The following is a 23,711-nucleotide window of genomic DNA, read 5'->3' as shown; positions in this document are numbered from 1 at the left end:
ATGCTTGCTAGTAAATGAATTTTACGCGTAATTGTTTACTAAAAGAATGAAAAGAGATGGTGAAATGCAGATAAAACGGAAAAGGATAGTGTATAAAAAATAACTATATGAATGGGAGTGTTATTTATTATGAACAAAAAGACCTTTTATAAAAAAGTATGTGCAGGAACTATTGGATTAATTGGGGTAAGTGTTGTTGGATTGTCAGTAAATGCAGAAACTAGTAATGTTTTAGTCAATAAAAATATTGCTATCTCCCAAAATGTGGATCAAAATAATTTTGATTTGAAAGACATCGTCGCATTTAATGGAAGTGCCGTCCAACTTGATTCCCATACAGCTCGTCTTACTCAATCGAAACAATTTCAAAAAGGAACAATATCTGGAATCGTCTCCCTTGATATGAACTATGATTTCTTGTTGGATATGGATGTCAATTTAGGTGATAATGTAAATGGTGCTGATGGGGTAGGTGTGGCTTTCCACCAAGGAGCAATTGGCGACATTGGAGCTAATGGTGGTGGTCTAGGTATCAGAGGCCTGAAAAAGGGAATTGGATTTGAATTGGATACCTATTCTAAAGCGCCAGATAGAGATGATGCGGATACTTCTTTCAACCATGCTCAAATGGTTGGTGCTCATGGAGGCTTTGTTTCAACAGATGCCAACAGCGGATTTTTAACCGCTTTAGCTCCTATGCAACAAATTAAATTCACGCCAAATACTTTTAAAAAATTAACGTTAAAATGGAATAGCAAGCAACAACTTATTACTGCAGATTATGATGGGCAACATTGGGAATTGAAAAATCCAAACATCGATAAATCAAAGAAATATACTTTTACGATTGGAGCTGCAACAGGAGAACACTTCAATACGCATACTGTCAGAATCAATCAATTTGCAGCTGTTTTTGAAAAACCAGAGTTACATGCAAATGATATTGAAATTTTGCACGATGAGTTATTTGATCCATATGACAAACGAATCAATCTAAGTGCTTATGATCGTGTTGACGGAGACATCACAGACAAAATCAAAGTGGTAGAAAACAACGTTGATTCCTCTATTCCTGGAAAATACCAAGTCACTTATGAAGTGAAAAATAGTGTAAATGAAGTGGCTAGAAAAACGATTAATGTAACGGTGAAAATCAATGATACTTGGCCTGACGGACAAACTGCTGGATGGAAAATGTTCTCAGGAGATGACATTGAACTAGTGAAAGACCCTGTGAATGCTTTAGTTGGTGACTATACTTTCTTTGCTGATCAGCATGCTAGTGTATATAAAATCTTTAACGGTAGTGAAGCTTTAGAAGAAAATGCAACTTATCGAGTAACCGTTTATGTGAAACCAGTGGTCGATATGTTGAGTGACCATTATGTAAAAGTGGCATTGAAGGAAGATACTTCGTCTAAAGATAGTCGTGAACTCCTTAACACCACATTGATGAGAGATGGGGTTTTAGAAGAAAAAGGATACTATCGACTTACAACTACTTTTAAAGTAAATAAAGGAGAAACAAGCCCACTAATCAATGTGGAAAACTATAAAGCTGGCTATATCGGCTCAATCAATATTTCTAAAGTAAATGGATAAAATTTAGCTACCAGTTTAGATAGCATATAGATAAAAGGAAAGAGCTTGGAACACGAAAGATTGTTCTGAGCTCTTTAGTTGTGTAAAAACGAGAGGTTGAGACAAAAGTGTTCAGCATCAAGAAATAAGAAGGAATTTCCGAAAATTGACAAGAAACACAAAAACTAGTTTTTGATGTTGATTGTTACCTACTTGGTGCTTCTCAAATTTTTGGTAAATTTCGGCAAATTTTCCGAAGATGCTACTTTTGTCTCACCGTGAATCAGAGATCGTGAAAACATCGGGTAGCTCTGATGACAATAAGAAAGAATTTTTTGAAACAGCTTCTCATGTTTTGAAAAATTCAGGCTTATTGTTGAGGAGTTGCTTCTTGAACGCCGTTTATTCGTTTTTAGAGATACTAGAAGAGACTGAGACAACTTTTGTCTCAGTCCCTAGAGAGTAGGCGTGCTTGAAGGGACTATGAAATAATAGCTGCCAGTCTTTTTGAAGGAGAAATCCATCTTCTGCTATAATTGGAAATAAGCCAAAAAAGGAGATGTGTAAAAATGAGTCAAAAATTTATTGCACCGAATGCAACTGTTGTTGGCGATGTAGAGCTCGAAGAATCGGTCACAGTTTGGTATCAAGCGGTGATTCGTGGGGATAGCAATACGGTTAAAGTTGGAGCAAGAACGAATATTCAAGATGGTACTGTTATTCATGTGGACCATGATGCACCAGTTGAAATTGCTGAAAATGTAACGGTAGGACATCAATGTATGCTTCATGGTTGCACCATCGAAAAGGGCGCGTTGATTGGTATGGGATCAACTATTTTGAACCATGCAGTGATCGGTGAAAATAGTTTGATTGGTGCTGGTTCTTTAGTGACCGAAGGCAAGGTCATTCCGCCCAACGTATTAGCGTTTGGTCGGCCAGCTAAAGTCATTCGTCCTTTAACGGAAGAAGAGATTGAAAAGAATCGCCAAAATATTCAACATTACGTTGAACTTGGAGAACAATATAACGAAGGAAAGTTTAAAGAACAGCATTGAAAAACCGAGCTTTCGTTCCAACTGAAAAAAGGACGATGAGCCGCTCAATCGAGCAGTCCCATCGTCCTTTTAGTTTACAAATGATATTAGTTTAATCCAGCACTGTTTTCCATCACTTCATCAATCAAACCGTATGCTTTCGCTTGTTCAGCAGTCATGTAATTATCGCGGTCGGTATCTTTTTCAATCACTTCAAGAGGTTGACCAGTACGTTCTGCTAAAATTTTGTTCAAGCGTTCTCGTGTTTGTAAAATGTGACGAGCTGCGATTTCGATTTCTGTCGCTTGACCTTGTGCGCCGCCAAGTGGTTGATGGATCATGATTTCAGCATTTGGTAAAGCAAAACGTTTGCCTTTTTTACCTGCTGTCAGTAAGAAACTACCCATAGAAGCAGCCATACCCATCACAATGGTTTGGACATCTGCTTTAACAAAATTCATCGTATCATAAATCGCCATTCCAGCAGTAACAGAACCGCCAGGAGAGTTGATATAAAGATAAATGTCTTTTTCAGAATCTTGTGCATCTAGGAAAAGCAATTGGGCAATAATCGAGTTTGCAAGATCATCTGTCACTTGACCACTTAACATGATAATGCGGTCTTTTAATAAGCGTGAATAAATATCATAAGCTCGTTCGCCACGAGAGGATTGCTCAATAACTGTAGGGATTAAATTCATAATTTGGTTCCTCCTTAAGTTCTTTACAAATAGTGTAACACAAATTCATTTCTTCTACCTAAAAAGTAGTATACATTCTTGGTCAATAAAGGTCAAATAAAAAAATTTTAGAAAATAGTCTGTGCTTGCACGTTTATGTTATGATGAAATAGAAGAATACAGCAAGGAGGAACACTAATTGGTAGTTGGCATCGTAGGCTTAATTGGCGTTTTATTAGGAGCTATTTTAGTATATATCGGGATGGTTGTTCAGATGCGCCATCTTGAAAACAAAGAGCAACGAAGACGGGAGTTAGAATTAAAAGTTAAAGAGATTGAGACTTTGAATCAACTAAATAAAAAAATCAATGAAATCTTGCAAAAAAGAGCAACACTGTTAGATGAATATGTCAGCTTTGATGCATTTGATGATTGTTATATCACTATTGATGATTTTGCTTATTTACAGTCATTTGCTGCACAAAATAATTTTTATCTTCCAAATTACATCTTAGAGGAGTTGTTTAAAAACATTGCGCACCGTAAAGTCGTTCTTTCTCCTGACGAAACGATGAAAATAGGCGGTTATGCTTATAAAGGTGGACGTGTGATCTTAGAAAACTTCACGGATAATCTGACGGAAATGATCAATGAAAAAAAAGCGCAATTAAAAAGTGTCACGCGACAACCTATTGGCTTTTTCTCAAATGATAATGTGTGGAGCTAATTGTTTTTTGAGTTGAGATCGAAGAGGATCAAAAAACTTTTATAATTTGTAAAGGCAAGGTTGTGACAGAATTGTCTAGCTTTTAGAAATAAGCCGAAGAATCCAAAAGTAGTTCCTTATATTTTTGGTTTTTTCGGCTTATTTTCGATAGAGGGAACACTATAAATGAGAGAGGACTTTTTTATAGCTTTTCATATTTTAGAAAATCATCGCTTATTGCTGAGTAGTTCTTTATTGAATACCGTTTACTCATTTTTTAGAATGACAAGTCAACCTCATTCTTAACCATTTGAAGTATTACGACTTTTTCACAGCCTTTTTCCTATGGTACAATCAAAGAGACTGAAAGTGGTGATGAAATGGTTCAGATTTTTGCGCATCGTGGAAGTAGTGGTACCCATCCAGAGAATACATTGCCTGCGTTTGCCGAAGCGGTTCGAATAGGTGCAGATGGGATTGAACTAGATGTTCATTTGACGAAAGATGAGCAGATCGTGGTGATTCATGATGAGGAAGTGGATCGGACAACGGATGGCAAAGGATTGGTACGGGAAAAAACATTAGCAGAGATAAAAAAGTTGAATGCAGGAAAGTGGTTCAATACAGAGTTTCAGGCAACAAAAGTGCCAACTTTGAAAGAGGTCTTGCATCTTTTTTGGGAAATGAATTATCGTGGAACGGTAATGATCGAGATTAAAACAGATAAATATGAGTATGCTGGCATCGAAGAAAAAGTAGTTCAACAATTAAAAGCAGTGGAATGGCCTTTTCGACATGCGTACTGCAGTTTTAACTTTCATACATTGGAACGAGTAGTAAAAATTGATCCTCAGGCACAGCTGGATCTTCTTTTAAGTACGTCACAAAAGAAAGTACAGTTAGCTGAAGATACTCCTTGGATAGAAGGGATTCATCCTAGAGGTGACTGGTACTTGGAGCATTTGCCATCCATGGAGACATTCCCCAAATCGATCAGATGCTGGACCATCAACGACGACCAGCAGATGGCACGATGTTTCGATCAACAACTAGATGCAATAATCACAGACTTTCCCCAAAAAGCATTTTGGATAAAACAAACAATGAAAAAGTAGGATGATAATGGAAAAAGTATTAGTAATCGTTGGACCTACAGCGGTAGGGAAAACAGCGCTTAGCGTGGAATTGGCTAAAAAATTTCACGGTGAAATTATTAGTGGGGATTCACTGCAAGTGTACAAAAAATTAGATATCGGGACGGCTAAAATAAAAACGTCAGAAATGGAAGGTATCCCTCATCATTTGATTGATGTCATCGAACCGAATGAAACTTATTCCGTAGCAGATTTTCAAAAAGCTGGACGAAAATTGATCACAGAAATCACAGAACGTGGTCGTTTGCCGATGATCGTTGGCGGAACAGGGTTGTATATTCAATCTTTACTTTATGATTTTCAATTGGGTGCAAAAGAGGAAAGCGTCACAGCAGTACGAAAAAAATATGAAGAATTAGCTGAAACACTCAGTAAAAAAGAACTTTGGGAGTATTTGAAAACACAAGATCCGCTAGCAGCGGAAAAAATTCATTGGAACAACCAACGAAAAGTGATTCGAGCTTTAGAAGTATTTGAAGTGACTGGCTACAGTATCACAACACCGCAAGAGGAACCCGCACGTCTTTATGATTATTGTATGATTGGTCTTAATACCGAGAGATCCTTGTTATACCAGCGCATCAATCAACGTGTAGATAGTATGTTAGAGGAAGGCTTATTAGAAGAAGCACGTTTTGTGTATGAACTTGGTGAAGTCCAAGCGAGTCAGGGCATTGGATACAAAGAATTCTATCCGTATTTTAAGGGAGAAGAATCTTTAGAAAACGTTGTGGAGCAGTTGAAGATGAACTCGAGACGGTATGCAAAGCGACAATTAACATGGTTTCGTAATCGTCTTGATGCACATTGGTTTGACTTATTAGCAGAGTCCAGTAGTATGGAGCAAATTGATCAATTGATCAGAACGTGGTTGGAGGAAAAAGATGACAAATAAAAAAGAAAAAGTGATCATCGTAGGCGTTGAGACAGAACAGAATCAACGATACTTCACAGAGTCGATGGCAGAATTAAGCAAGCTGACCAATACAGCTTCTGGGGAAGTTGTATTTACATTGACGCAAAAACGACCGCAAGTCGATCGTCAAACCATTATCGGTAAAGGTAAATTACAAGAATTGATCCAACAAGCGGATGCTCATGAAGCGGATCTGATTATCTTTAACCATGAAATGACCCCTCGGCAGAGTCAGCTAGTCTCAGAAGCAGTAGGAATCCCTATCATTGACCGAGTCCAGTTGATTTTAGATATTTTTGCCATGAGAGCCCGTTCGAAAGAAGGAAAGTTGCAAGTAGAGCTAGCTCAATTAGAATACCTTTTACCACGCTTAGCTGGACAAGGAAAGTCATTGTCTCGATTAGGTGGTGGAATTGGAACGAGAGGACCTGGGGAAACCAAATTGGAAACGGATCGACGTCATATCCGTAATAAAATATTAGGGGTAAAACGTGAGTTGAAGGCTGTAGAAGCCCATCGAGCGAGAAATCGCCAAAAAAGACAGTCTAGTGAAATCTTTCAAATTGGTTTGATTGGGTATACCAATGCGGGGAAGTCAACCATTCTTAATTTGCTTACGCAAGCGGATACGTATTCTAAAGATCAGTTATTTGCTACTTTGGATCCCTTAACAAAGAAATGGCGATTTGCAGAAGGATTTGAGATTACTGTTACTGATACGGTTGGATTTATTCAAGATCTTCCGACACAATTAATTGATGCGTTCCATTCAACATTGGAAGAAAGTCAATCAATGGATCTATTGTTACATGTAGTTGATGCAAGTTCGCCAGATCGTATTTTGCAGGAGCAGACTGTATTACAGTTGATGGCGGAACTAAAGATGGAAGAGATGCCTGTATTAACAGTCTATAACAAAGCGGATCAAATTGATCCAGCCTTATTTACTCCCTCACTCTTTCCAAATGTATTGATATCGGCGCAAAGTACCGATGGGAAAGAAAAGCTAGTACAAGCGATCAAACAGCAGTTGTTGGAATTGATGGTGCCATACACGCTCTTTGTACCCAGTCAGGATGGGCAAACGTTAAGTGCTTTACGAAGACAAACCCTCGTTTTGAAAGAGCATTTTGTAGAAGAAAAAAATGGATATGAAGTAAAAGGATTTGCAAAGTCAACTTCTAAATGGCTGAATAGTTAAATGGTCGTTGTCTCTTTCTTATCAGAGTGACCTATGTATTTTCTCTTTTTTTAAAAGTTAGAAAACTTGAGCAATGAATCGTTGCTCAAGTTTTTTTGTAAAAAAAACAACTCTCATGTTAGAAAACCTGACATAAGCGGTTGACAGTAGTTTTTTTGATTGGTATACTTTACCCAACTTGTTAAACGAAAGGGGACGTCTGATGGGAGAAAAGGAATTGCGCCGTTCAATGTCTGTATTTCCAATTGGTACAGTAATGAAACTGACTGATTTATCCGCACGACAAATTCGTTATTATGAAGAACAAGATTTTGTTCATCCTGAAAGAAGTGAAGGAAATCGTCGAATGTATTCATTAAACGATATTGACTTGTTGTTAGAGATCAAAGATTATCTTTCTGATGGATTAAATATGGCTGGTATCAAACGAGTTTACGAAATGGCTCAAGCCAAAAAACAGGAAGAAAAGAGCAAAAAACCGCTAACTGATCATGACGTTCGACAAATTTTTCGTGATGAGATATTGGCGCAAGGTGGGCTAAGTAAAACTGGGCATTATCAGTCGCAAGGAATGCAACGACAATTCTTTGACTGAATAATATAAAGAAAAAGAAAGAGGGATACCATGGTAAAGAAACAAATAACTGGTGATGAAATTAAACGAATCATTGAAGAAGAGAACGTTCGATTTTTAAGATTAATGTTCACAGATATCTTAGGAACGATCAAAAATGTCGAAGTACCCGTTAGTCAAATCGATAAAGTACTTGAAAACAAAATGATGTTTGATGGTTCTTCGATCGAAGGTTTTGTTCGGATTGAAGAAAGCGATATGTATTTGTATCCTGATCTTTCAACATGGATGATCTTCCCTTGGGAAAGTGATCATGGCAAAGTAGCTCGTTTGATTTGTGATATCTATAACCCAGATGGCACACCTTTTGCAGGTGATCCACGCGGGAATTTGAAACGTGCATTAAAAGATATGCGCAACCTTGGATTTACCTCTTTCAACTTAGGTCCAGAACCAGAATTCTTCTTATTTAAGTTAGATGAAGATGGTGGAATCACGACCACGTTAAACGATAAAGGTGGATATTTTGATTTTGCACCAACAGATTTAGGTGAGAACTGTCGTCGTGATATTGTTTTAGAATTAGAAAGCCTTGGGTTTGAAGTAGAAGCTTCTCACCACGAAGTAGCTCCTGGGCAACATGAGATTGATTTTAAATATGCAGACGTTGTGGATGCTTGTGACAATATTCAAACATTCAAACTAGTCGTTAAAACAATTGCTCGTAAACATGGGTTACACGCAACGTTCATGCCTAAACCATTATTCGGGATCAATGGTTCGGGGATGCACTGTAATATGTCCTTGTTCAATGATGAAGGAAATGTCTTTTATGACAAAGATGGCGATTTAGAACTTAGCCAAACAGCGTATCATTTCCTAGGTGGGCTATTGAAACATGCTCGTGCCTATACAGCGGTTTGCAATCCGACCGTCAACTCATATAAACGTTTAGTTCCTGGCTATGAAGCACCAGTATATGTGGCATGGAGCGGTCGTAATCGTTCACCATTAGTCCGTGTTCCAGAATCACGTGGCTTATCCACACGTTTGGAATTGCGTTCAGTTGATCCGTCTGCTAACCCATATCTAGCAATGGCTGTTTTATTACAAGCTGGATTAGATGGCGTTCGTAATGAAATCACACCACCAGCAGCGGTGGACCGAAATATTTATGTGATGAACGAAGAAGAACGGGAAGAAGCTCACATTCAAGATCTTCCTTCAACGATCCATAATGCAATCAAAGAATTAAGAAAAGACAAAGTGATGATCGATGCATTGGGACAACATATCTTTTCGAACTTTGTCGAAGCAAAACGCTTGGAATGGGCAGCGTTTAGACAAACTGTTTCAGAATGGGAAAGAGAACAATACTTGGAGTTATATTGATTATCGTTGCCCCATTAGAATACGAATAATTGGAGTTGGAGAGATCAATCTCACCTCATTCTAAAAACGAGTAAATGGGTTTTTAGCATCAGCTCCTTGAAATAAGCATGAATTTTTCAAAACATGAAAAGCTGTTTCGAGGTTTTCATCCTTAATACTCAGGGCAAACCGCTCTTTTCATAGCCTTCTTTTGCATGATAACAGGACAATAAGCCAAAATTTTACGAAAAATAAGTACGACTGAAGAGAAAGTTAGTTTGTTTCACTGATTTCTTAGTCGCTGAAGACTTATTTTAGGAAATTTTGGCTTATTTTGTTCGTGCATGGTTTAGTGAGAGCAAAATAGATGTGGGACAACAAAAAACTCCTGAAGAATACACCTCAGGAGTAAGAGAATGAGAAACGGATGATGTTAAGTTATTCTGAATCACAAATAACTGGTTGGATTGTGTAATGAAATCATTCTCTACGAGTAGTATACAGCTATTTCTGATTGAAATTTTTTTTAAAATTTTAATGGAAAGAAAATTATTTGCAAAATATGAATAACACACCTATTCTATAGTATAAAAAAATTTTTTTCATTTTTTTTGTGTAGAATTTTTCTGAGAATATTCTTGTTTTACAGTGATTATTGCACTCCTGGTTGATACGCACAAGTAAAAAATGAGTTCATTGAAGATTGTATATGATGATAAATAATTGAATTTTTTTAATTTGAGCATACCTATTTCTTCTGGGGGGAAAATTAGGTATGCTCAAATTAAAGTTATTGCCTTATTATTATATTATAAAGGAGGCATAAATTTATGAATAAAGTTGAATTAGATCAAATAATCAAAGATATGAATGAAGGATTAGAGGAAGATGAAGAAGAAATATTTTTATTAAACCTACGTACTTATTCTAAAGATGAAATCAATTACGTAGTAGATCGTCTTAATCTGGATGATCATACTCGTGAACAGGTTAGAACATCACAAATTAATTCAATGAAAAAACATCAAGTGCGAAAAAAAAATTTATTAAGAGACGAAAAACTTAGAGCTGTTCATAAAAATTTAAACAAACAAAGTGAGGAAGTCAATTCATTCTCTGATCGCTCAAAGATGATAGATACAGTTGTTGCATCTATCAATCAATTGATTCATGATCCGGAAATTAATGTTATTCAACCAATAGACGATATTGATATAAGTGAGGCATTAGACGTCTTCTTTGAAAAAACCTATTTTACACCAGATGAAATAAATTCTACTATTGATAAGCTAGAACTAGCAAATAAAGAAAATCTTCGTGAAACAATTAGAAAAAGGGAGATTGAAGAAGAACCTCGACGTAAAATCAAGTTTTTAAAAGAAGAACGAATACAAAAAATTAACGAAATGGTGCAACAGTCGATGACATCAAGGACGTTCACAGAGGTTGCAGAGAGTCTTAAAAAAATGTATTCAGAGTTACCTTACAAAGTTAATGAGGCTGATTTAAGTGAGGATATAGAATTTGTAATAGAAAATTTTAAGATGAAACCTAATGATATTGGTTCTTTCGTGGACTTGTTTGACCTCAGTCCTGATACTCGTAATAAAATTAAAGAATCACAAAAGAAAAGAATTGAGGAGATGAAGGCAATAAGGGATACTGAACTTTCAATAAAAATAGAAAGGTTGAGAATGCGCCGTCCTTTTACCCTGATACAGGATATCACTTCAGTACTTCGTGAGCAAATGAATGACCCAGTTATTCCACTTGCACAACACGAGGTTGTATCTATATTAGAAGAGAATTTAGATATACCACATAGTACAACAATAGAAGGTACTTCAAGACGTGTTTTGCCTCTTAGGCAGAATGAATATAGGGAAATTATACATAATCTTGGTTTGAGCGTGGAAAACGTAAATGAACGTTGGCAGGTTAACCGCCATGCTGTAGAACTGCTGACTAACTATGCTGAATTCAATATGTTACAGCATCCACAAACAGATCTTGTGCATGGCAATCCAGAGGAACTTTCAAACCTTGAATTATATAAAAGAGAATTTAGAGAGTTGGTTAAAGAAAGTGTAGGTAAGGTGGGAACTAAAGCTGAAGATAAATCAGGTTTTCAAGCTGAAATTTCTAATTTGACCCCCGAACAACAGGAACAGGTAATGAAAAAAGTGGAGGATTTGAAGAAAAGAAGACAAGAAAACTGGAAACAATTAGATGTAGAAAAATTGTTACCGTTAAAAAATAGGACAGAAAAATTCAATGCTGCAAGAACGAGAAGTACAAATACATCTGAAAAACAAGGACAAAAATCTTCTAGAGATCATCAAAGATAGTCTAGTGAATGAGTAAAGAAGTCGTATGGCTAATCGTTCTTACTAAAAGAATGAGTGTACTATTTTTCGTGCAGTTTTTTTATTAGAGAGTGAACTACCTGTTTTCATTTATCAATGACGTTGGATTATTCTTATGACTAACGACATCTGCAACGTTAAATTAGAGGCTTGACTTTCTTCAAATTTGCTTGTAGTATACTCATTGGGCACCCTTTTAAAGGGTCAGAAGTTCACAGAAATTTTGCTCCCTATTCTAACTAGAATAGGGAGCTTTGTTCATTTTCTGGGACTTTTCCTGCAGATAAAAGAAGAAGGAGTTTTTGAACTTATGACAAAATACATTTTTGTAACGGGCGGCGTAGTTTCATCGATTGGTAAAGGAATCGTTGCAGCTTCTTTAGGTCGTTTGTTGAAAAATCGTGGCTTAAAAGTAACCATCCAAAAATTTGATCCCTACATCAACGTAGACCCGGGAACAATGAGTCCGTACCAACACGGAGAAGTTTTTGTAACAGACGACGGAGCAGAAACTGATTTGGATCTAGGCCATTATGAACGTTTTATCGATATCAATTTGAACAAATACTCCAATGTTACTACAGGGAAAATTTATTCAGAAGTACTTCGTAAAGAACGAAAAGGGGAATACTTAGGAGCAACTGTTCAAGTCATCCCTCATATCACAAATGAAATCAAAGAGAAAATCATGCGTGCAGCAAAAATGACTGATTCAGACGTGATCATCACTGAAGTTGGCGGAACAGTCGGCGATATCGAATCTTTACCATTTTTAGAAGCACTACGCCAAATGAAGGCGGATGTTGGTGCTGATAACGTGATGTATATCCACACAACATTGATTCCTTATCTAAAAGCTGCGGGAGAAATGAAAACTAAACCAACTCAACATAGTGTAAAAGAATTACGTGGTTTAGGAATCCAACCTAATATCTTGGTGGTTCGAACAGAGCAACCTGTTTCACAAAATGTGAAAAATAAATTAGCACAATTTTGTGACGTAGAACCCGAAGCGGTCATTGAATCACCAGATGTGGACACTCTTTACTCTATTCCGTTGCTTTTACAAAAACAAGGCATGGATCGCATCGTTTGTGAACATTTGAAACTAGAAACGCCAGAAGCTGATATGGAAGAATGGAAACAATTAGAAGAAAAAGTATTGAATCTGAAGAAAAAAGTCCGAATTGCTTTAGTAGGTAAATATGTAGAATTACCAGATGCTTATATCTCAGTTGTTGAAGCGTTGAAACATTCAGGCTTTGCTTTTGATGCGGACATCGAACTTGACTGGATCAAGGCTCAAGATCTAACCAAAGAAAATGTTGCAGAATATTTGAAAGATGCAGATGGTATCTTAGTACCCGGTGGCTTTGGCGATCGTGGGGTTGAAGGAAAAATTGAAGCTATTCGTTACGCTCGTGAAAATGATGTGCCTTTCTTAGGGATTTGTTTAGGCATGCAAATGGCGTGTGTGGAGTTCGCTCGTAATGTGGTTGGTTTGGAAGATGCTGCTTCAGCAGAAACTACACCAGAAACAACGAACAATATCATTGATTTGATGGCAGACCAAGAAAATATCGAAAACTTAGGTGGAACGTTACGTCTAGGTCTTTACCCATGTAAAATTAAAAAAGGAACGAAAACAGCCGAAGCTTATGACGGAGCCGATGTAGTACAAGAACGTCACCGTCATCGTTATGAATTCAACAATAAATACCGTCAATTATTTGAAGAAAAAGGATTAGTATTCTCAGGTGTTTCTCCTGATAATCGTTTAGTGGAAATCGTGGAATTAACAGAGAAAAAATTCTTTGTTGGTTGTCAATTCCATCCAGAATTGATCTCAAGACCAAATCGCCCACAAAAATTGATCAAAGGATTTGTCGGAGCTGCTTTGTCTGAACGTGAAGGAAAATAAGCGGGACAAATACGCTTTTAATGTTTCAGATGAATTTAGAGAAAACAGTTATAAATAAATTGTTATTGTTTGAACAATAAAAAACGATAAACTAGCCATTTTTGACTAAATCAGCCAACTGAAAACCTTATTTTTTGCAAAAAAGTTCTTGAAAATTTTCATTTTCATTGATTTTAGTAGAAAACTCTGAAAATGTTTGGTAAAATAGGTTCGTTGGTTAAGGATAGTCTTAACAAATTTAGTTTTACAAAACTTAGGAGGAATTTATTATGCCAGTAGTATCAGGAGCTGAATTTTTAAAAGCTGCTCGTAAAGGCGGTTACGCTGTCGGCGGATTCAATACAAATAACTTAGAATGGACTCAAGCAATTCTTGAAGCAGCTGAAGCAAAACAAGCACCAGTACTTATCCAAACTTCAATGGGTGCGGCTAAATACATGGGTGGCTACAAAGTTGCTAAAGATATTATTTGTGACTTAGTTGAATCAATGAACATCACTGTTCCTGTTGCCATCCACTTAGACCATGGTGACTATGATGCAGCTATGGAATGTATCGAAGTAGGCTATACTTCAGTTATGTTTGATGGTTCTCACTTACCATTTGAAGAAAACTTGAAATTAGCGAAAGAAGTTGTAGAAAAAGCTCACGCTAAAGGAATTTCTGTTGAATGTGAAGTTGGTTCAATCGGCGGAGAAGAAGATGGAATCATCGGTAACGGTGAATTAGCAGATATCGAAGAATGCAAACAAATGGTTGCTACAGGAATCGACTACCTAGCATGTGGTATCGGTAACATCCATGGTCAATATCCAGAAAACTGGAATGGTTTAGCATTTGATCATTTACAAGCAATCGCTGATGCTGTAGGTCCAGATATGCCTTTAGTATTACATGGTGGATCAGGTATTCCTCAAGAACAAATCCAAAAAGCAATTTCAATGGGTGTTTCTAAAGTAAACGTAAATACTGAATTCCAATTATCATTTGCTAAAGCTACTCGTGAATATATCGAAGCTGGCAAAGATAAAGAAGGAAAAGGTTTTGACCCTCGTAAATTGTTAGCACCAGGTAAAGCTGCAATCATTAAAGATGCAGAAGAACACATTGATTGGTTCGGTTCAGCTAACAAAGCTTAATTAATCGATTAAGAATGCCGTGAAACAGGTTCAACCTGTTTTGCGGTTTTTTTTTCGCAAATTGATAATCGTTCACTTTGATAAACATTTGTCCATCTTTTTTCAGAATAAACCTTTGATTTTTGAGGAAATAAAAAAGAATGGGAACTCGTTTCTTTATTTCATCTATGATAAAATACAAGCATGTGTAATAAAATTGAACAATAACAAGGTGGAAATCAATGAAAAAAATCATAATTGAAGGAAATCGTCCGTTAACTGGTGAAGTAACGATCAGTGGGGCTAAAAATAGTGCAGTGGCTTTGATTCCTGCAGCGATTTTAGCAGATTCTCCGGTTATTTTAGAAGGCGTACCTGATATTCAGGATGTTCATTCACTAATCGAAATTTTAGAAATCATGGGAGCAAAAATCCATTTTTCACAAAACATTTTAGAAATTGATCCCCGCGGTATCGTCTCTGTGCCCATGCCAAGTGGTAAGATCAATAGTCTACGGGCTTCCTATTATTTTATGGGGGCACTGCTTGGAAAATTTGGTGAGGCAGTGGTTGGTTTGCCAGGTGGTTGCTATCTAGGACCGCGACCAATTGATTTACATGTCAAGGGTTTCGAAGCATTAGGTGCTTCAGTCAACAATGAACATGGTGCGATGTATTTACGGACCGACCAAGAGGGATTACAGGGAAATCGGATTTTCATGGATGTCGTTTCAGTCGGTGCAACGATTAATGTGATGCTGGCGGCTATTAAAGCGAAAGGTCAGACAGTAATCGAAAATGCCGCTCGTGAACCAGAGATCATCGATGTTGCTACTTTGTTAAATAATATGGGTGCCAAAGTGCGAGGAGCAGGGACGGATGTGATCCGAATCGAAGGTGTAGACAAACTCCATGGTTGTCGCCATTTCATGATCCCTGATCGAATCGAAGCAGGAACTTATCTAGCGCTTGCTGCAGCAGCAGGAAATGGTGTTAAGATCAAAAATGTGATTTACGAACATTTAGAAAGTTTTATTGCTAAACTTCAAGAAATGGGCGTAAACATGACAATTAGAGAAGATGAGATTGAAGTGTTTCCGTCTAAAGAGTTAAAAGCGGTGAATGTGATGACTTATCCATATCCTGGGTTTGCAACAGACTTACAACAACCATTGACTCCCCTCTTATTAATGACCAAAGGAACAGCTGAAATCACAGATACGATCTATGCTAAACGTGTGAATCATGTGCCTGAATTAGCACGTATGGGTGCTGATATATCAGTGGAAGGGAATTTGATCATTACAAATGGACCAAATAAACTTCATGGAACAGAGGTAGTCGCTTCTGACCTTCGAGCAGGTGCTTGTTTAGTTATTGCAGGTCTCATGGCTGAAGGAACAACTACTATTTATAACGTAGAATATATTTTACGTGGTTATGATCATATTATTGAAAAATTGACGGCATTAGGTGCTGAAATCCAAATGGTGGAGGAAGTGGAAGCTGAATGAGTGATTATTTAACGATGGCGGAACTGGAAAATAAGACATTAAAAGAGGTCTACAGTTACGCAAAAGAATTTAAGATTCCTTATTATAGCAAAATGAATAAAAAAGAATTATCTTTAGCTGTGATTCGGGCGCAAGCAGAAAAACAAGGGTTTTATTATATGGAAGGAATCTTAGATATCGTTGGACAAGATGGGTATGGTTTTTTACGACCAATCAATTATGGGCCAAGTGTAGAAGATATCTATATCTCTGCTTCACAAATAAGACGGTTTAGTTTGCGAAATGGAGATAAAGTAGCAGGAAAGGCTCGCCCACCTAAAGAGTCAGAACGTTATTATGGGTTGATGCACGTGGAAAGTGTAAATGGAAAAGACCCAGAAGAAGCCAAAGAACGTCCGCATTTTCCAGCATTGACACCTCTGTATCCTCAAGAACAGCTTAGGTTAGAAACAACCTCTCAAAGACTAGCAACAAGAATGATCGATATCTTCTCACCAGTAGGTTTTGGTCAACGTGGCTTGATCGTAGCACCTCCTAAAGCCGGAAAAACTTCTGTGTTAAAGGAAATCGCCAATGGAATCACTGAAAATCATCCAGAAGTAGAACTGATCGTTCTTCTGATCGATGAACGCCCAGAAGAAGTCACGGATTTGGAACGAAGCGTCAAAGGAGATGTCGTTTCATCTACTTTCGATTTACAACCACAAAATCATACAAGGGTATCTGAGTTGGTCCTGGAAAGAGCGATGCGTTTAGTCGAAGATAAACGAGATGTCGTGATCTTGATGGACAGTATTACCCGATTAGCTAGAGCTTACAATTTAGTCGTACCGCCAAGTGGTCGTACATTGAGCGGGGGAATCGATCCAGCCGCACTATATAAACCAAAAAAATTCTTCGGAGCAGCTAGAAATATCGAAGAAGGTGGAAGCTTGACGATCTTAGCAACTGCCTTAGTCGATACGGGTAGCCGAATGGATGATGTGATCTATGAAGAGTTTAAAGGAACAGGGAATTTAGAACTTCAACTGTCTCGTGAACTATCTGAGCGTCGTATCTTCCCTGCCATTGATATCAAGAAATCTGGTACGAGAAAAGAAGAGCTTCTAATGCCAGAAGATCAATTAGAAGAAATTTGGAAGTTACGAAAGAATATGGTCGGCGATTCATTGGAATACACCGAACAATTGATCCGTTTTTTAAGAAAAACCAAAAACAATCAACAATTTTTCAAAGAATTCCAAGATGTCTCGTTCGGTAAAAAAAATCAGACAAGAAATCTAAAAAGATAATTGCAACGTTGTTAGAAACATGTTAAGATGTTACTGTTGTATATCGACAAATCAACTCTGGTTCAGCAAATGGGTCAGGGCAAAGGAGCGAAAACGCATGAAAGAAAACATCCATCCAGATTACCATCCAGTAGTGTTCTTGGATTCAACAACTGGCTTTAAATTCTTGTCAGGTTCAACAAAAACTTCACAAGAAACAGTTGAATGGGAAGACGGTAATACATACCCAGTCATCCGTGTCGAAGTTACTTCTGACTCACATCCATTCTATACTGGACGTCAAAAATTCACACAAGCAGACGGACGTGTGGACCGTTTCAACAAAAAATACGGTCTCAAAGACGCAAACGCTGCAGAATAATCAAAACATTGTTCATACGATGTTTAGCAGACTATCTGATAAAGGTAGTCTGTTTTTTTTTGTGTTTTCTGTTTCTGATAATCAAAAAATTGTCACTAAAAATTTATCATACCATATTATTTAAAATTCTGATTTTCATTATTTCCTTTCGTTAGAAAAAAACGACAACATTTATAAAATAATGCATGTTAATGTTATATTATAAAGAAAAAATAACATTAAGGGGTGCTAATATGAGTAAGAAGAAAGCAATGATTTTGGGGTCTTTACTGTTCGGTATGGTTATTTTATCAAATGACCTAAATGTTGAGGCAACAGTAAATGAACCGACTATTGGGAGGGAAGTCGTTCTTTCAGAGCGAAGTAATGAAAACGTTTCAACGGTTTTGAATGCTTATCAAAGTGAGGATGTTGAGAGTTATCGGGAAGAAATCGGTAATTGGTTTGGTCCTAGTAGCAATCAATCTACAGGGATCTATAAACGTAAAAATGATACGATCGAAATTTATGTAGATGAAACGGCGCAACAACTACCGACGTATACGATTACCAGGGCTAGTCTGAAAGATTATCTCGAAGGGGCAACGAAAGGGAAACGACTAAATAGAGGAAGAAACGTCATTTCCGGTACTCAAGAAGGTGTGATCCATATCCAAAATGAATCCACTCGCATCACGCAACAAAAAACGAGAATTGAAATACGTGGTGGTATTACAATTCCACGTTTTATTCTAGGAAAAATGACCAATAAAGATTGGCAGAATGAAGTAAGAAATCATCCAAATGCACCTGCTTATGAATTGGTCAGTGATCGAGTTTTGGTTACAGGATCCGACAAAACAATTAATTATGTGAAGGACCCAACTAAAATTTTAACAACGAAAGAAAAAGTAATTGATCTTCACGATCAAACAGCCGGACTAGATAATAGCGCTACAATCCATCGTCAACCAACTGGCTTAGTTCAACATATGCGTGAAACGAGTGCCAGAGAAGATTATATGTACGCGTATGAACAACATACTGGTTTTAATTATGCAGATGGAATGAGAGTCTTGTTAGATCCAGACGGTTCCTCACAGTGGGGGATTTGGCATGAATTAGGTCATACCTATCAAATTGATGATATGGGTTGGGAGGATATGACCGAAGTGACCGTGAATATCTTTTCGATGCGGGTACAAAAAGCATTAGGACAGCGTAGTCGTTTAGAAGAAGATCGCGTATATACGGATATTTTCAATTATTTGAATCGAAGTCAATCGAAAAATTTTGATAAACAAGATGAATTTGTTCGACTAGGAATGTTTTGGCAGCTGGAATTAGCATTTGGCAGCGACTTCTATCCTAAACTACATCAGTTATATCGTGAAGAAAGTCCACAGCTATGGACAGAACAAGATAAGCGACAACATTTTATCTTATCTGCTTCAAAGATCAGTAACAAAAATCTAACGCCATTTTTTGAAAAATGGGCTATCGAAGTTACTGCCGATACTAAAAAAGAATTAGCAAGACTACCAAAATTAACGAAGAAAATCTGGGAATATCGTGATGAAATGAAAGGTGATGTAGGAAATATCACCGATGATGATAATAACAATGGCAACACGGAAGATCCTTCAATTGAAACTTGGGATAAAGATAAAGTGTATGTTGCTGGGGATATTGTCATGTATAAAGGTGTGAAATATCGTGCAAAATGGTGGAATACCGATAAAGTTCCTGGAGAAACGATTGACTGGGAAAGAATTGATTGATCATCAATAAACACAACGTATTTTGATTGTAACGGTCAAAATACGTTGTGTTTTTTTATATAAGTAAGGCCTGAAACACATGAATCTCTAATTTTGATGAACGCTATCGATCATTTTTTTGACTGATTTTTTAAAAATTTGATCCATTTTTCGTTATTCGTTCAAAGCATTGAATGGCTGAATTAGGGATGCTATACTTGCCACAGTTATTAGAAAGCGTTAACAAATAGTGAAAGGAGGCTATATGGAGTGGAGATTAGTCAACTGATTTCAGAAGAATTGATTCTTTTCGATGACTCAATTCGATCAAAAAAATCATTATTTGAATGTATCGGTACTACACTTGAAACCACACATAGAGTAAAAAGTGCAAAAAAAATAATCAAAGCATTATTTAAAAGAGAAGAGGAAGTGCCTACAGGAATCGAAGCTGGATTTGGTATCCCACATGCTAAAAGCAAGGCTGTCATTACACCAACCATTTGTTTTGTTCGTAGCAGCCAGATTACAGAATATCTTGGCTTAGATGGGGAGCCAATTGCATATACTTTTGCAATCGTGGTTCCTGCAAACGCTGCTGACAGTCATCTTGAGATTCTCAGTGCGTTGTCAAGGCGATTAATTGATCCAAACTTTAGAAAACAAATCAAAGAAGCAAATTCAGCCTCAGAAATTATGACCGTTTTAAAAAATGAAGAAAAAGCAATCCGTTAAATGAATCATCGAATAATGTCACACGCATCAACTGAGACCGTTATTGAATAAGCAGATAGGGGAGAATAACGATGAAAATAATTGGTGTAACCGCATGTCCTACGGGAATTGCGCATACGTATATGTCCGCTGAGAAATTAGAAGGGACTGCTAAAAAACTAGGCCATGATGCAAAGTTTGAAACGCAAGGAATCAAAACGGAAAATAGGTTAACTACAAAAGAGATTGCTGAAGCAGATGCGATTATTCTAGCAGTTGATAAAGAAATTGATATGCAACGTTTTACGGGTAAAAGAATCAAAAAAGTTTCAACGAGTCGAGCAATTAAAGAACCAGAATTGGTAATTGATGAAGCATTAAAAGGGATCAATACTTTAGAAATTGCCCAATCAGTTGAACAAACAAAAGCGACAAAACAAAAAGCCACACTTTATAACCATTTTATGAGTGGTGTGAACTATATGTTACCGTTTGTTATTGCGGGCGGAATTATTATCGCATTAAGTTTTGCTTTTGGGATCACTGCAGCGGATCCTAAATCAGCTGACTATAATGTCCTAGCTGCCGCATTTTCTAGAATTGGCGGAGACACCGCTTTTGCTATGATGGTGCCAGCTTTAGGGGCAGGGATTGCGACCTCTATTGCGGGGAAAGCTGGCTTTGCACCTGGGATCGTGGCAGGGCTACTGGCATCTACTGGTGGTTCTGGATTTCTTGGGGGGATGATTGGGGGGCTGTTAGCAGGGTATGTGACAGATTTTCTGGCAAATAAAATTCCTGTAAAAAAAGGTATCTTAGCGATGTATCAATTGATCGTTGTTCCGCTAGTATCTATCTTGATCATTGGTTTAGCAATGGTTTTTGTAATCGAACACCCCATTTCATGGTTATTAGAAGTATTAACCAATTGGTTGAATAGTTTAGGCAATACTTCTGGGTTAATGTTTGGCTTGATCATCGGCGTGATGATGGCAGCTGATATGGGAGGGCCGATCAATAAATCGATCTCAACTTTTTCCATTGGTTTGATGTCTGCCGGAGTCAATGCACCGATCGCAGCATGTATGGCAGCTGGAATGACCCCACCTCTGGGGATCGCTTTAGCCACACTGTTGTTCAAGAAAAAATTTACGAAAGAAGAACGGACTTCTGGTCAATCTTGTTGGGTGCTTGGTGCTTCTTATATTACAGAAGGAGCGATTCCCTTCGCAGTTTCAGATCCGATTCGAGTCATTCCGAGCTTGATTCTTGGCTCTGCTACTGCAGCGGGTATCTCAATGGCTGCCGGTGTCACATCCATTGCTCCGCATGGTGGGATCTGGGTCATGCTGATACCTAACGTGATCAATCACCTACCCATGTATTTGCTAGCGATTGGTGCTGGGACAGTAGTTACGGCTCTTTCACTTGGATTATTAAAGAAATCAAGCGAAGAACAAGTCGGAAATGAAGAAAAAATAGTGAAGCAAGAAAAAATAATAAATGAGGTGGAAGTGTAATGTTATATACAATGAAAGAGTTATTGAAAGTAGCTAAAAACAATCAATTTGCGGTTCCTGCTTTTAATATTTGTAGTTATGATATGTTAAAGGCAATCATGGAAGAAGTAGAACGGTTAAATGCACCAGTGATTTTAGAGATCCATCCCGATGAGATTGCTTACTTGAATGATGAATTTGTTGCTGCTGTTCGAGCTTATGCGCATAAAAGTAAAGTACCTGTAGTGATCCATCTTGACCATGGCGGTAAAGTAAGTGATGTATTACGGGCTATCCGCAATGGCTATACCTCGGTTATGATTGATGCCTCCTTGCAATCCTTTGACGATAATATAAAGATAACTAAAGAAGTGGTGGCTCTAGCTCACGAGGTAGATGTGTCAGTCGAAGCAGAAATTGGTACGATTGGGAATAATGGGTCAGCAGAAGGTGGGGCAGCTAATATTATTTACACAGATCCTGAACAAGCAAAACAGTTTGTTGAAGAAACGAATATTGATACATTAGCTATCGCTATTGGAACAGCACATGGCTTATATCCTAAAGATAAAACACCAAAACTGAATATCGAGTTATTGAAAGAATTGAATGAGACCATCGATTTGCCGTTTGTTTTGCATGGTGGTTCAGGAAATCCGGATAAAGAAGTAAGCGAAGCAGTTAAATATGGTGTAGCTAAGGTCAACCTTAGTTCGGATCTTAAAAGTGTCTTTTTCGATGCATTAAGAGAAATCTTAAATGAAAACCCGGAAATGTATGAACCGAATATGATCTACCCTTATGCGAATCAAAAAGTACAGGAAGTAGTGAAACATAAAATGACGATCTTAAACACGATCGATCAAGCCAAGTGTTATAAATAAGACGAATTTCTCACCGTTTATTCGTTTTAGAGATACTAAAAGAGACCGAGACAAGTTTTGACTCAGTCTCCAATGAAATCGAAATCGAGTGGTCATGAAAAAATGCTCAGTATTTCTAGGAATAAGCCAATGAATCGCTAATTTTAGTTGTTTCGGCTGATGTCCTATAGCGAAGCATTTTCATTCTAACCGCTCGATTCTGTTTTTGGATGTAGGTGGAGGCATCTTTGTTTATGGTAAAATAAAGCGAAAGAGAAAGGAGTGGGGAAGATGTTAAGTGACGTAGAAGAGCGACAACAAACGATTGTCAATCATTTGAAAATCAACCAATTTGCCAGGATTACTGAATTGATCGATTTAGTAAATTACAGTGAAGCGACAGTGAAACGAGATCTTGTTGTCTTAGAACAAAGTGGTCTGATCCGAAGAGTCCGTGGTGGGGCTATGTTAGTAGATAATCAGAAAATCGATGTACCATATATGATGAAAATCACCCATTTAGAGGAAGAAAGTGAAAAACGTTATATTGCGGATATTGCAGCTAATTTGATCAAAGATGATATGGTTTTATTTTTAGACTCTAGTACAACTAGTTTGCATTTAGTTCGAAATTTAGGTCGATTTGAAGGGCTGCAAATCATTACGAATGGGGTCATTACTGCTGCGATGCTAAGTGAATTTACTTCAGCAAAAGTATCGATCGTCGGTGGTAAAATCGTTCAAAAACGAGCAACGATCAACGGAGCAAAAGCGTATAATGATATTTTGACTTATGCTGCTGACCTTGCAATCATCAGCTGTCGAGGATTTGATTTTAATCAAGGCGTGACGGAAACGCATGAAGGAGAAGCGTTAGTAAAAAGAGCGTTTCGTAAACAAGCCAATCATTTGATGGTGTTAGCTACACAAGATAAATTAGAACAACGCTTCATTCATCAAGCAATTGCTAGTCATGAAATCGATTATTTAGTGACCAGTCATAAATTAACGAACGAACAATTGAAAAAAATCCATGAACACCACACAGAGTGTTTTTATTAATCAGAAAGACCAATAAAAGTGTATGTTCTCATAAAATTCATT

Annotated in this window: 20 protein-coding genes; 19 read left to right on the top strand and 1 reads right to left on the bottom strand. The window is 37.4% G+C overall.

Features of this window, described 5'->3' with window-relative positions; genetic code table 11:
* The first annotated feature begins 129 nt into the window (after nt 1-129).
* Both IGJ23_RS10420 and IGJ23_RS10415 read left to right on the top strand, forming a co-directional pair.
* Nucleotides 130-1,602: a lectin-like domain-containing protein gene (locus tag IGJ23_RS10420; RefSeq protein WP_034698948.1), complete on the top strand. Its 1,473-nt coding sequence runs from the start codon at nt 130-132 to the stop codon at nt 1,600-1,602.
* 548 nt (nt 1,603-2,150) lie between these two features.
* Nucleotides 2,151-2,639 (top strand): gamma carbonic anhydrase family protein, encoded by a 489-nt coding sequence (locus tag IGJ23_RS10415; protein WP_438774936.1) that lies wholly within the window; start codon nt 2,151-2,153, stop codon nt 2,637-2,639.
* An 86-nt stretch (nt 2,640-2,725) separates the two neighbouring features.
* On the opposite strand, the gene clpP is transcribed toward IGJ23_RS10415, so the two are convergent.
* On the bottom strand, nt 2,726-3,319 hold the full coding sequence (clpP, locus tag IGJ23_RS10410) for an ATP-dependent Clp endopeptidase proteolytic subunit ClpP (protein WP_010718717.1): 594 nt from the start codon (nt 3,317-3,319) through the stop codon (nt 2,726-2,728).
* Between the two features lie 178 nt (nt 3,320-3,497).
* Between clpP and IGJ23_RS10405 the strand changes: the two genes are divergently transcribed.
* The 17 genes from IGJ23_RS10405 to IGJ23_RS10325 all read left to right on the top strand — a co-directional run bounded on the left by IGJ23_RS10405 (nt 3,498) and on the right by IGJ23_RS10325 (nt 23,669).
* Entirely contained in the window at nt 3,498-4,025 is a 528-nt protein-coding gene (locus IGJ23_RS10405; RefSeq protein WP_010718716.1) for a hypothetical protein, read from the top strand.
* A gap of 359 nt (nt 4,026-4,384) precedes the next feature.
* Nucleotides 4,385-5,119: a glycerophosphodiester phosphodiesterase gene (locus IGJ23_RS10400; protein WP_088762555.1), complete on the top strand. Its 735-nt coding sequence runs from the start codon at nt 4,385-4,387 to the stop codon at nt 5,117-5,119.
* A gap of 7 nt (nt 5,120-5,126) precedes the next feature.
* Nucleotides 5,127-6,053: a tRNA (adenosine(37)-N6)-dimethylallyltransferase MiaA gene (gene miaA, locus IGJ23_RS10395; RefSeq protein WP_438774935.1), complete on the top strand. Its 927-nt coding sequence runs from the start codon at nt 5,127-5,129 to the stop codon at nt 6,051-6,053.
* Complete coding sequence (gene hflX, locus IGJ23_RS10390) at nt 6,043-7,275, top strand: GTPase HflX (protein WP_034698955.1); 1,233 nt, start codon at nt 6,043-6,045, stop codon at nt 7,273-7,275. Before miaA ends, hflX begins: the two co-directional genes overlap by 11 nt.
* Before the next feature lie 202 nt (nt 7,276-7,477).
* Complete coding sequence (locus IGJ23_RS10385) at nt 7,478-7,870, top strand: MerR family transcriptional regulator (RefSeq protein WP_010718712.1); 393 nt, start codon at nt 7,478-7,480, stop codon at nt 7,868-7,870.
* A gap of 30 nt (nt 7,871-7,900) precedes the next feature.
* A complete protein-coding gene (glnA, locus tag IGJ23_RS10380; protein WP_010718711.1) occupies nt 7,901-9,241 on the top strand; it encodes a type I glutamate--ammonia ligase in 1,341 nt (446 codons plus the stop codon).
* A gap of 809 nt (nt 9,242-10,050) precedes the next feature.
* Entirely contained in the window at nt 10,051-11,568 is a 1,518-nt protein-coding gene (locus IGJ23_RS10375; protein ID WP_438774934.1) for a hypothetical protein, read from the top strand.
* A gap of 328 nt (nt 11,569-11,896) precedes the next feature.
* Nucleotides 11,897-13,507 (top strand): CTP synthase, encoded by a 1,611-nt coding sequence (locus IGJ23_RS10370; protein ID WP_010718709.1) that lies wholly within the window; start codon nt 11,897-11,899, stop codon nt 13,505-13,507.
* A gap of 269 nt (nt 13,508-13,776) precedes the next feature.
* A complete protein-coding gene (locus IGJ23_RS10365; RefSeq protein ID WP_010718708.1) occupies nt 13,777-14,646 on the top strand; it encodes a class II fructose-bisphosphate aldolase in 870 nt (289 codons plus the stop codon).
* A gap of 221 nt (nt 14,647-14,867) precedes the next feature.
* On the top strand, nt 14,868-16,139 hold the full coding sequence (locus tag IGJ23_RS10360) for a UDP-N-acetylglucosamine 1-carboxyvinyltransferase (protein WP_053765738.1): 1,272 nt from the start codon (nt 14,868-14,870) through the stop codon (nt 16,137-16,139).
* Nucleotides 16,136-17,431, top strand: a complete 1,296-nt coding sequence (gene rho, locus IGJ23_RS10355; RefSeq protein WP_010718706.1) for a transcription termination factor Rho — start codon at nt 16,136-16,138, stop codon at nt 17,429-17,431. The genes IGJ23_RS10360 and rho overlap by 4 nt, the downstream gene beginning before the upstream one ends.
* 97 nt (nt 17,432-17,528) lie before the next feature.
* Nucleotides 17,529-17,792 (top strand): type B 50S ribosomal protein L31, encoded by a 264-nt coding sequence (locus IGJ23_RS10350; RefSeq protein WP_010718705.1) that lies wholly within the window; start codon nt 17,529-17,531, stop codon nt 17,790-17,792.
* 233 nt (nt 17,793-18,025) lie between these two features.
* A complete protein-coding gene (locus IGJ23_RS10345) occupies nt 18,026-19,552 on the top strand; it encodes a M60 family metallopeptidase (protein WP_438774933.1) in 1,527 nt (508 codons plus the stop codon).
* Nucleotides 19,553-19,801: 249 nt separating this feature from the next.
* Nucleotides 19,802-20,266, top strand: a complete 465-nt coding sequence (locus IGJ23_RS10340; protein WP_053765737.1) for a PTS sugar transporter subunit IIA — start codon at nt 19,802-19,804, stop codon at nt 20,264-20,266.
* Nucleotides 20,267-20,337: 71 nt separating this feature from the next.
* Complete coding sequence (locus IGJ23_RS10335) at nt 20,338-21,765, top strand: PTS fructose transporter subunit IIC (protein ID WP_178285736.1); 1,428 nt, start codon at nt 20,338-20,340, stop codon at nt 21,763-21,765.
* Nucleotides 21,765-22,628 (top strand): ketose-bisphosphate aldolase, encoded by an 864-nt coding sequence (locus IGJ23_RS10330; protein ID WP_438774932.1) that lies wholly within the window; start codon nt 21,765-21,767, stop codon nt 22,626-22,628. Before IGJ23_RS10335 ends, IGJ23_RS10330 begins: the two co-directional genes overlap by 1 nt.
* A gap of 270 nt (nt 22,629-22,898) precedes the next feature.
* On the top strand, nt 22,899-23,669 hold the full coding sequence (locus tag IGJ23_RS10325; protein WP_438774930.1) for a DeoR/GlpR family DNA-binding transcription regulator: 771 nt from the start codon (nt 22,899-22,901) through the stop codon (nt 23,667-23,669).
* Nucleotides 23,670-23,711: the final 42 nt, after the last annotated feature.

This window comes from Enterococcus sp. DIV1682a (assembly GCF_051711005.1).
Classification (GTDB): domain Bacteria; phylum Bacillota; class Bacilli; order Lactobacillales; family Enterococcaceae; genus Enterococcus_B; species Enterococcus_B hirae.
The sequence above is the reverse complement of the archived record's forward strand: the minus strand, read 5'-3'. Positions and strand labels throughout refer to the sequence as shown.

What these genes read in the sequence shown, in the direction of transcription:
- IGJ23_RS10420 (WP_034698948.1), top strand. Translation starts at nt 130, where the DNA reads ATGAACAAAAAGACCTTTTATAAAAAAGTATGTGCAGGAACTATTGGA.
- IGJ23_RS10415 (WP_438774936.1), top strand. Translation starts at nt 2,151, where the DNA reads ATGAGTCAAAAATTTATTGCACCGAATGCAACTGTTGTTGGCGATGTA.
- clpP (WP_010718717.1), bottom strand. Translation starts at nt 3,319, where the DNA reads ATGAATTTAATCCCTACAGTTATTGAGCAATCCTCTCGTGGCGAACGA.
- IGJ23_RS10400 (WP_088762555.1), top strand. Translation starts at nt 4,385, where the DNA reads ATGGTTCAGATTTTTGCGCATCGTGGAAGTAGTGGTACCCATCCAGAG.
- miaA (WP_438774935.1), top strand. Translation starts at nt 5,127, where the DNA reads ATGGAAAAAGTATTAGTAATCGTTGGACCTACAGCGGTAGGGAAAACA.
- hflX (WP_034698955.1), top strand. Translation starts at nt 6,043, where the DNA reads ATGACAAATAAAAAAGAAAAAGTGATCATCGTAGGCGTTGAGACAGAA.
- IGJ23_RS10385 (WP_010718712.1), top strand. Translation starts at nt 7,478, where the DNA reads ATGGGAGAAAAGGAATTGCGCCGTTCAATGTCTGTATTTCCAATTGGT.
- glnA (WP_010718711.1), top strand. Translation starts at nt 7,901, where the DNA reads ATGGTAAAGAAACAAATAACTGGTGATGAAATTAAACGAATCATTGAA.
- IGJ23_RS10375 (WP_438774934.1), top strand. Translation starts at nt 10,051, where the DNA reads ATGAATAAAGTTGAATTAGATCAAATAATCAAAGATATGAATGAAGGA.
- IGJ23_RS10370 (WP_010718709.1), top strand. Translation starts at nt 11,897, where the DNA reads ATGACAAAATACATTTTTGTAACGGGCGGCGTAGTTTCATCGATTGGT.
- IGJ23_RS10365 (WP_010718708.1), top strand. Translation starts at nt 13,777, where the DNA reads ATGCCAGTAGTATCAGGAGCTGAATTTTTAAAAGCTGCTCGTAAAGGC.
- IGJ23_RS10360 (WP_053765738.1), top strand. Translation starts at nt 14,868, where the DNA reads ATGAAAAAAATCATAATTGAAGGAAATCGTCCGTTAACTGGTGAAGTA.
- rho (WP_010718706.1), top strand. Translation starts at nt 16,136, where the DNA reads ATGAGTGATTATTTAACGATGGCGGAACTGGAAAATAAGACATTAAAA.
- IGJ23_RS10350 (WP_010718705.1), top strand. Translation starts at nt 17,529, where the DNA reads ATGAAAGAAAACATCCATCCAGATTACCATCCAGTAGTGTTCTTGGAT.
- IGJ23_RS10345 (WP_438774933.1), top strand. Translation starts at nt 18,026, where the DNA reads ATGAGTAAGAAGAAAGCAATGATTTTGGGGTCTTTACTGTTCGGTATG.
- IGJ23_RS10335 (WP_178285736.1), top strand. Translation starts at nt 20,338, where the DNA reads ATGAAAATAATTGGTGTAACCGCATGTCCTACGGGAATTGCGCATACG.
- IGJ23_RS10330 (WP_438774932.1), top strand. Translation starts at nt 21,765, where the DNA reads ATGTTATATACAATGAAAGAGTTATTGAAAGTAGCTAAAAACAATCAA.
- IGJ23_RS10325 (WP_438774930.1), top strand. Translation starts at nt 22,899, where the DNA reads ATGTTAAGTGACGTAGAAGAGCGACAACAAACGATTGTCAATCATTTG.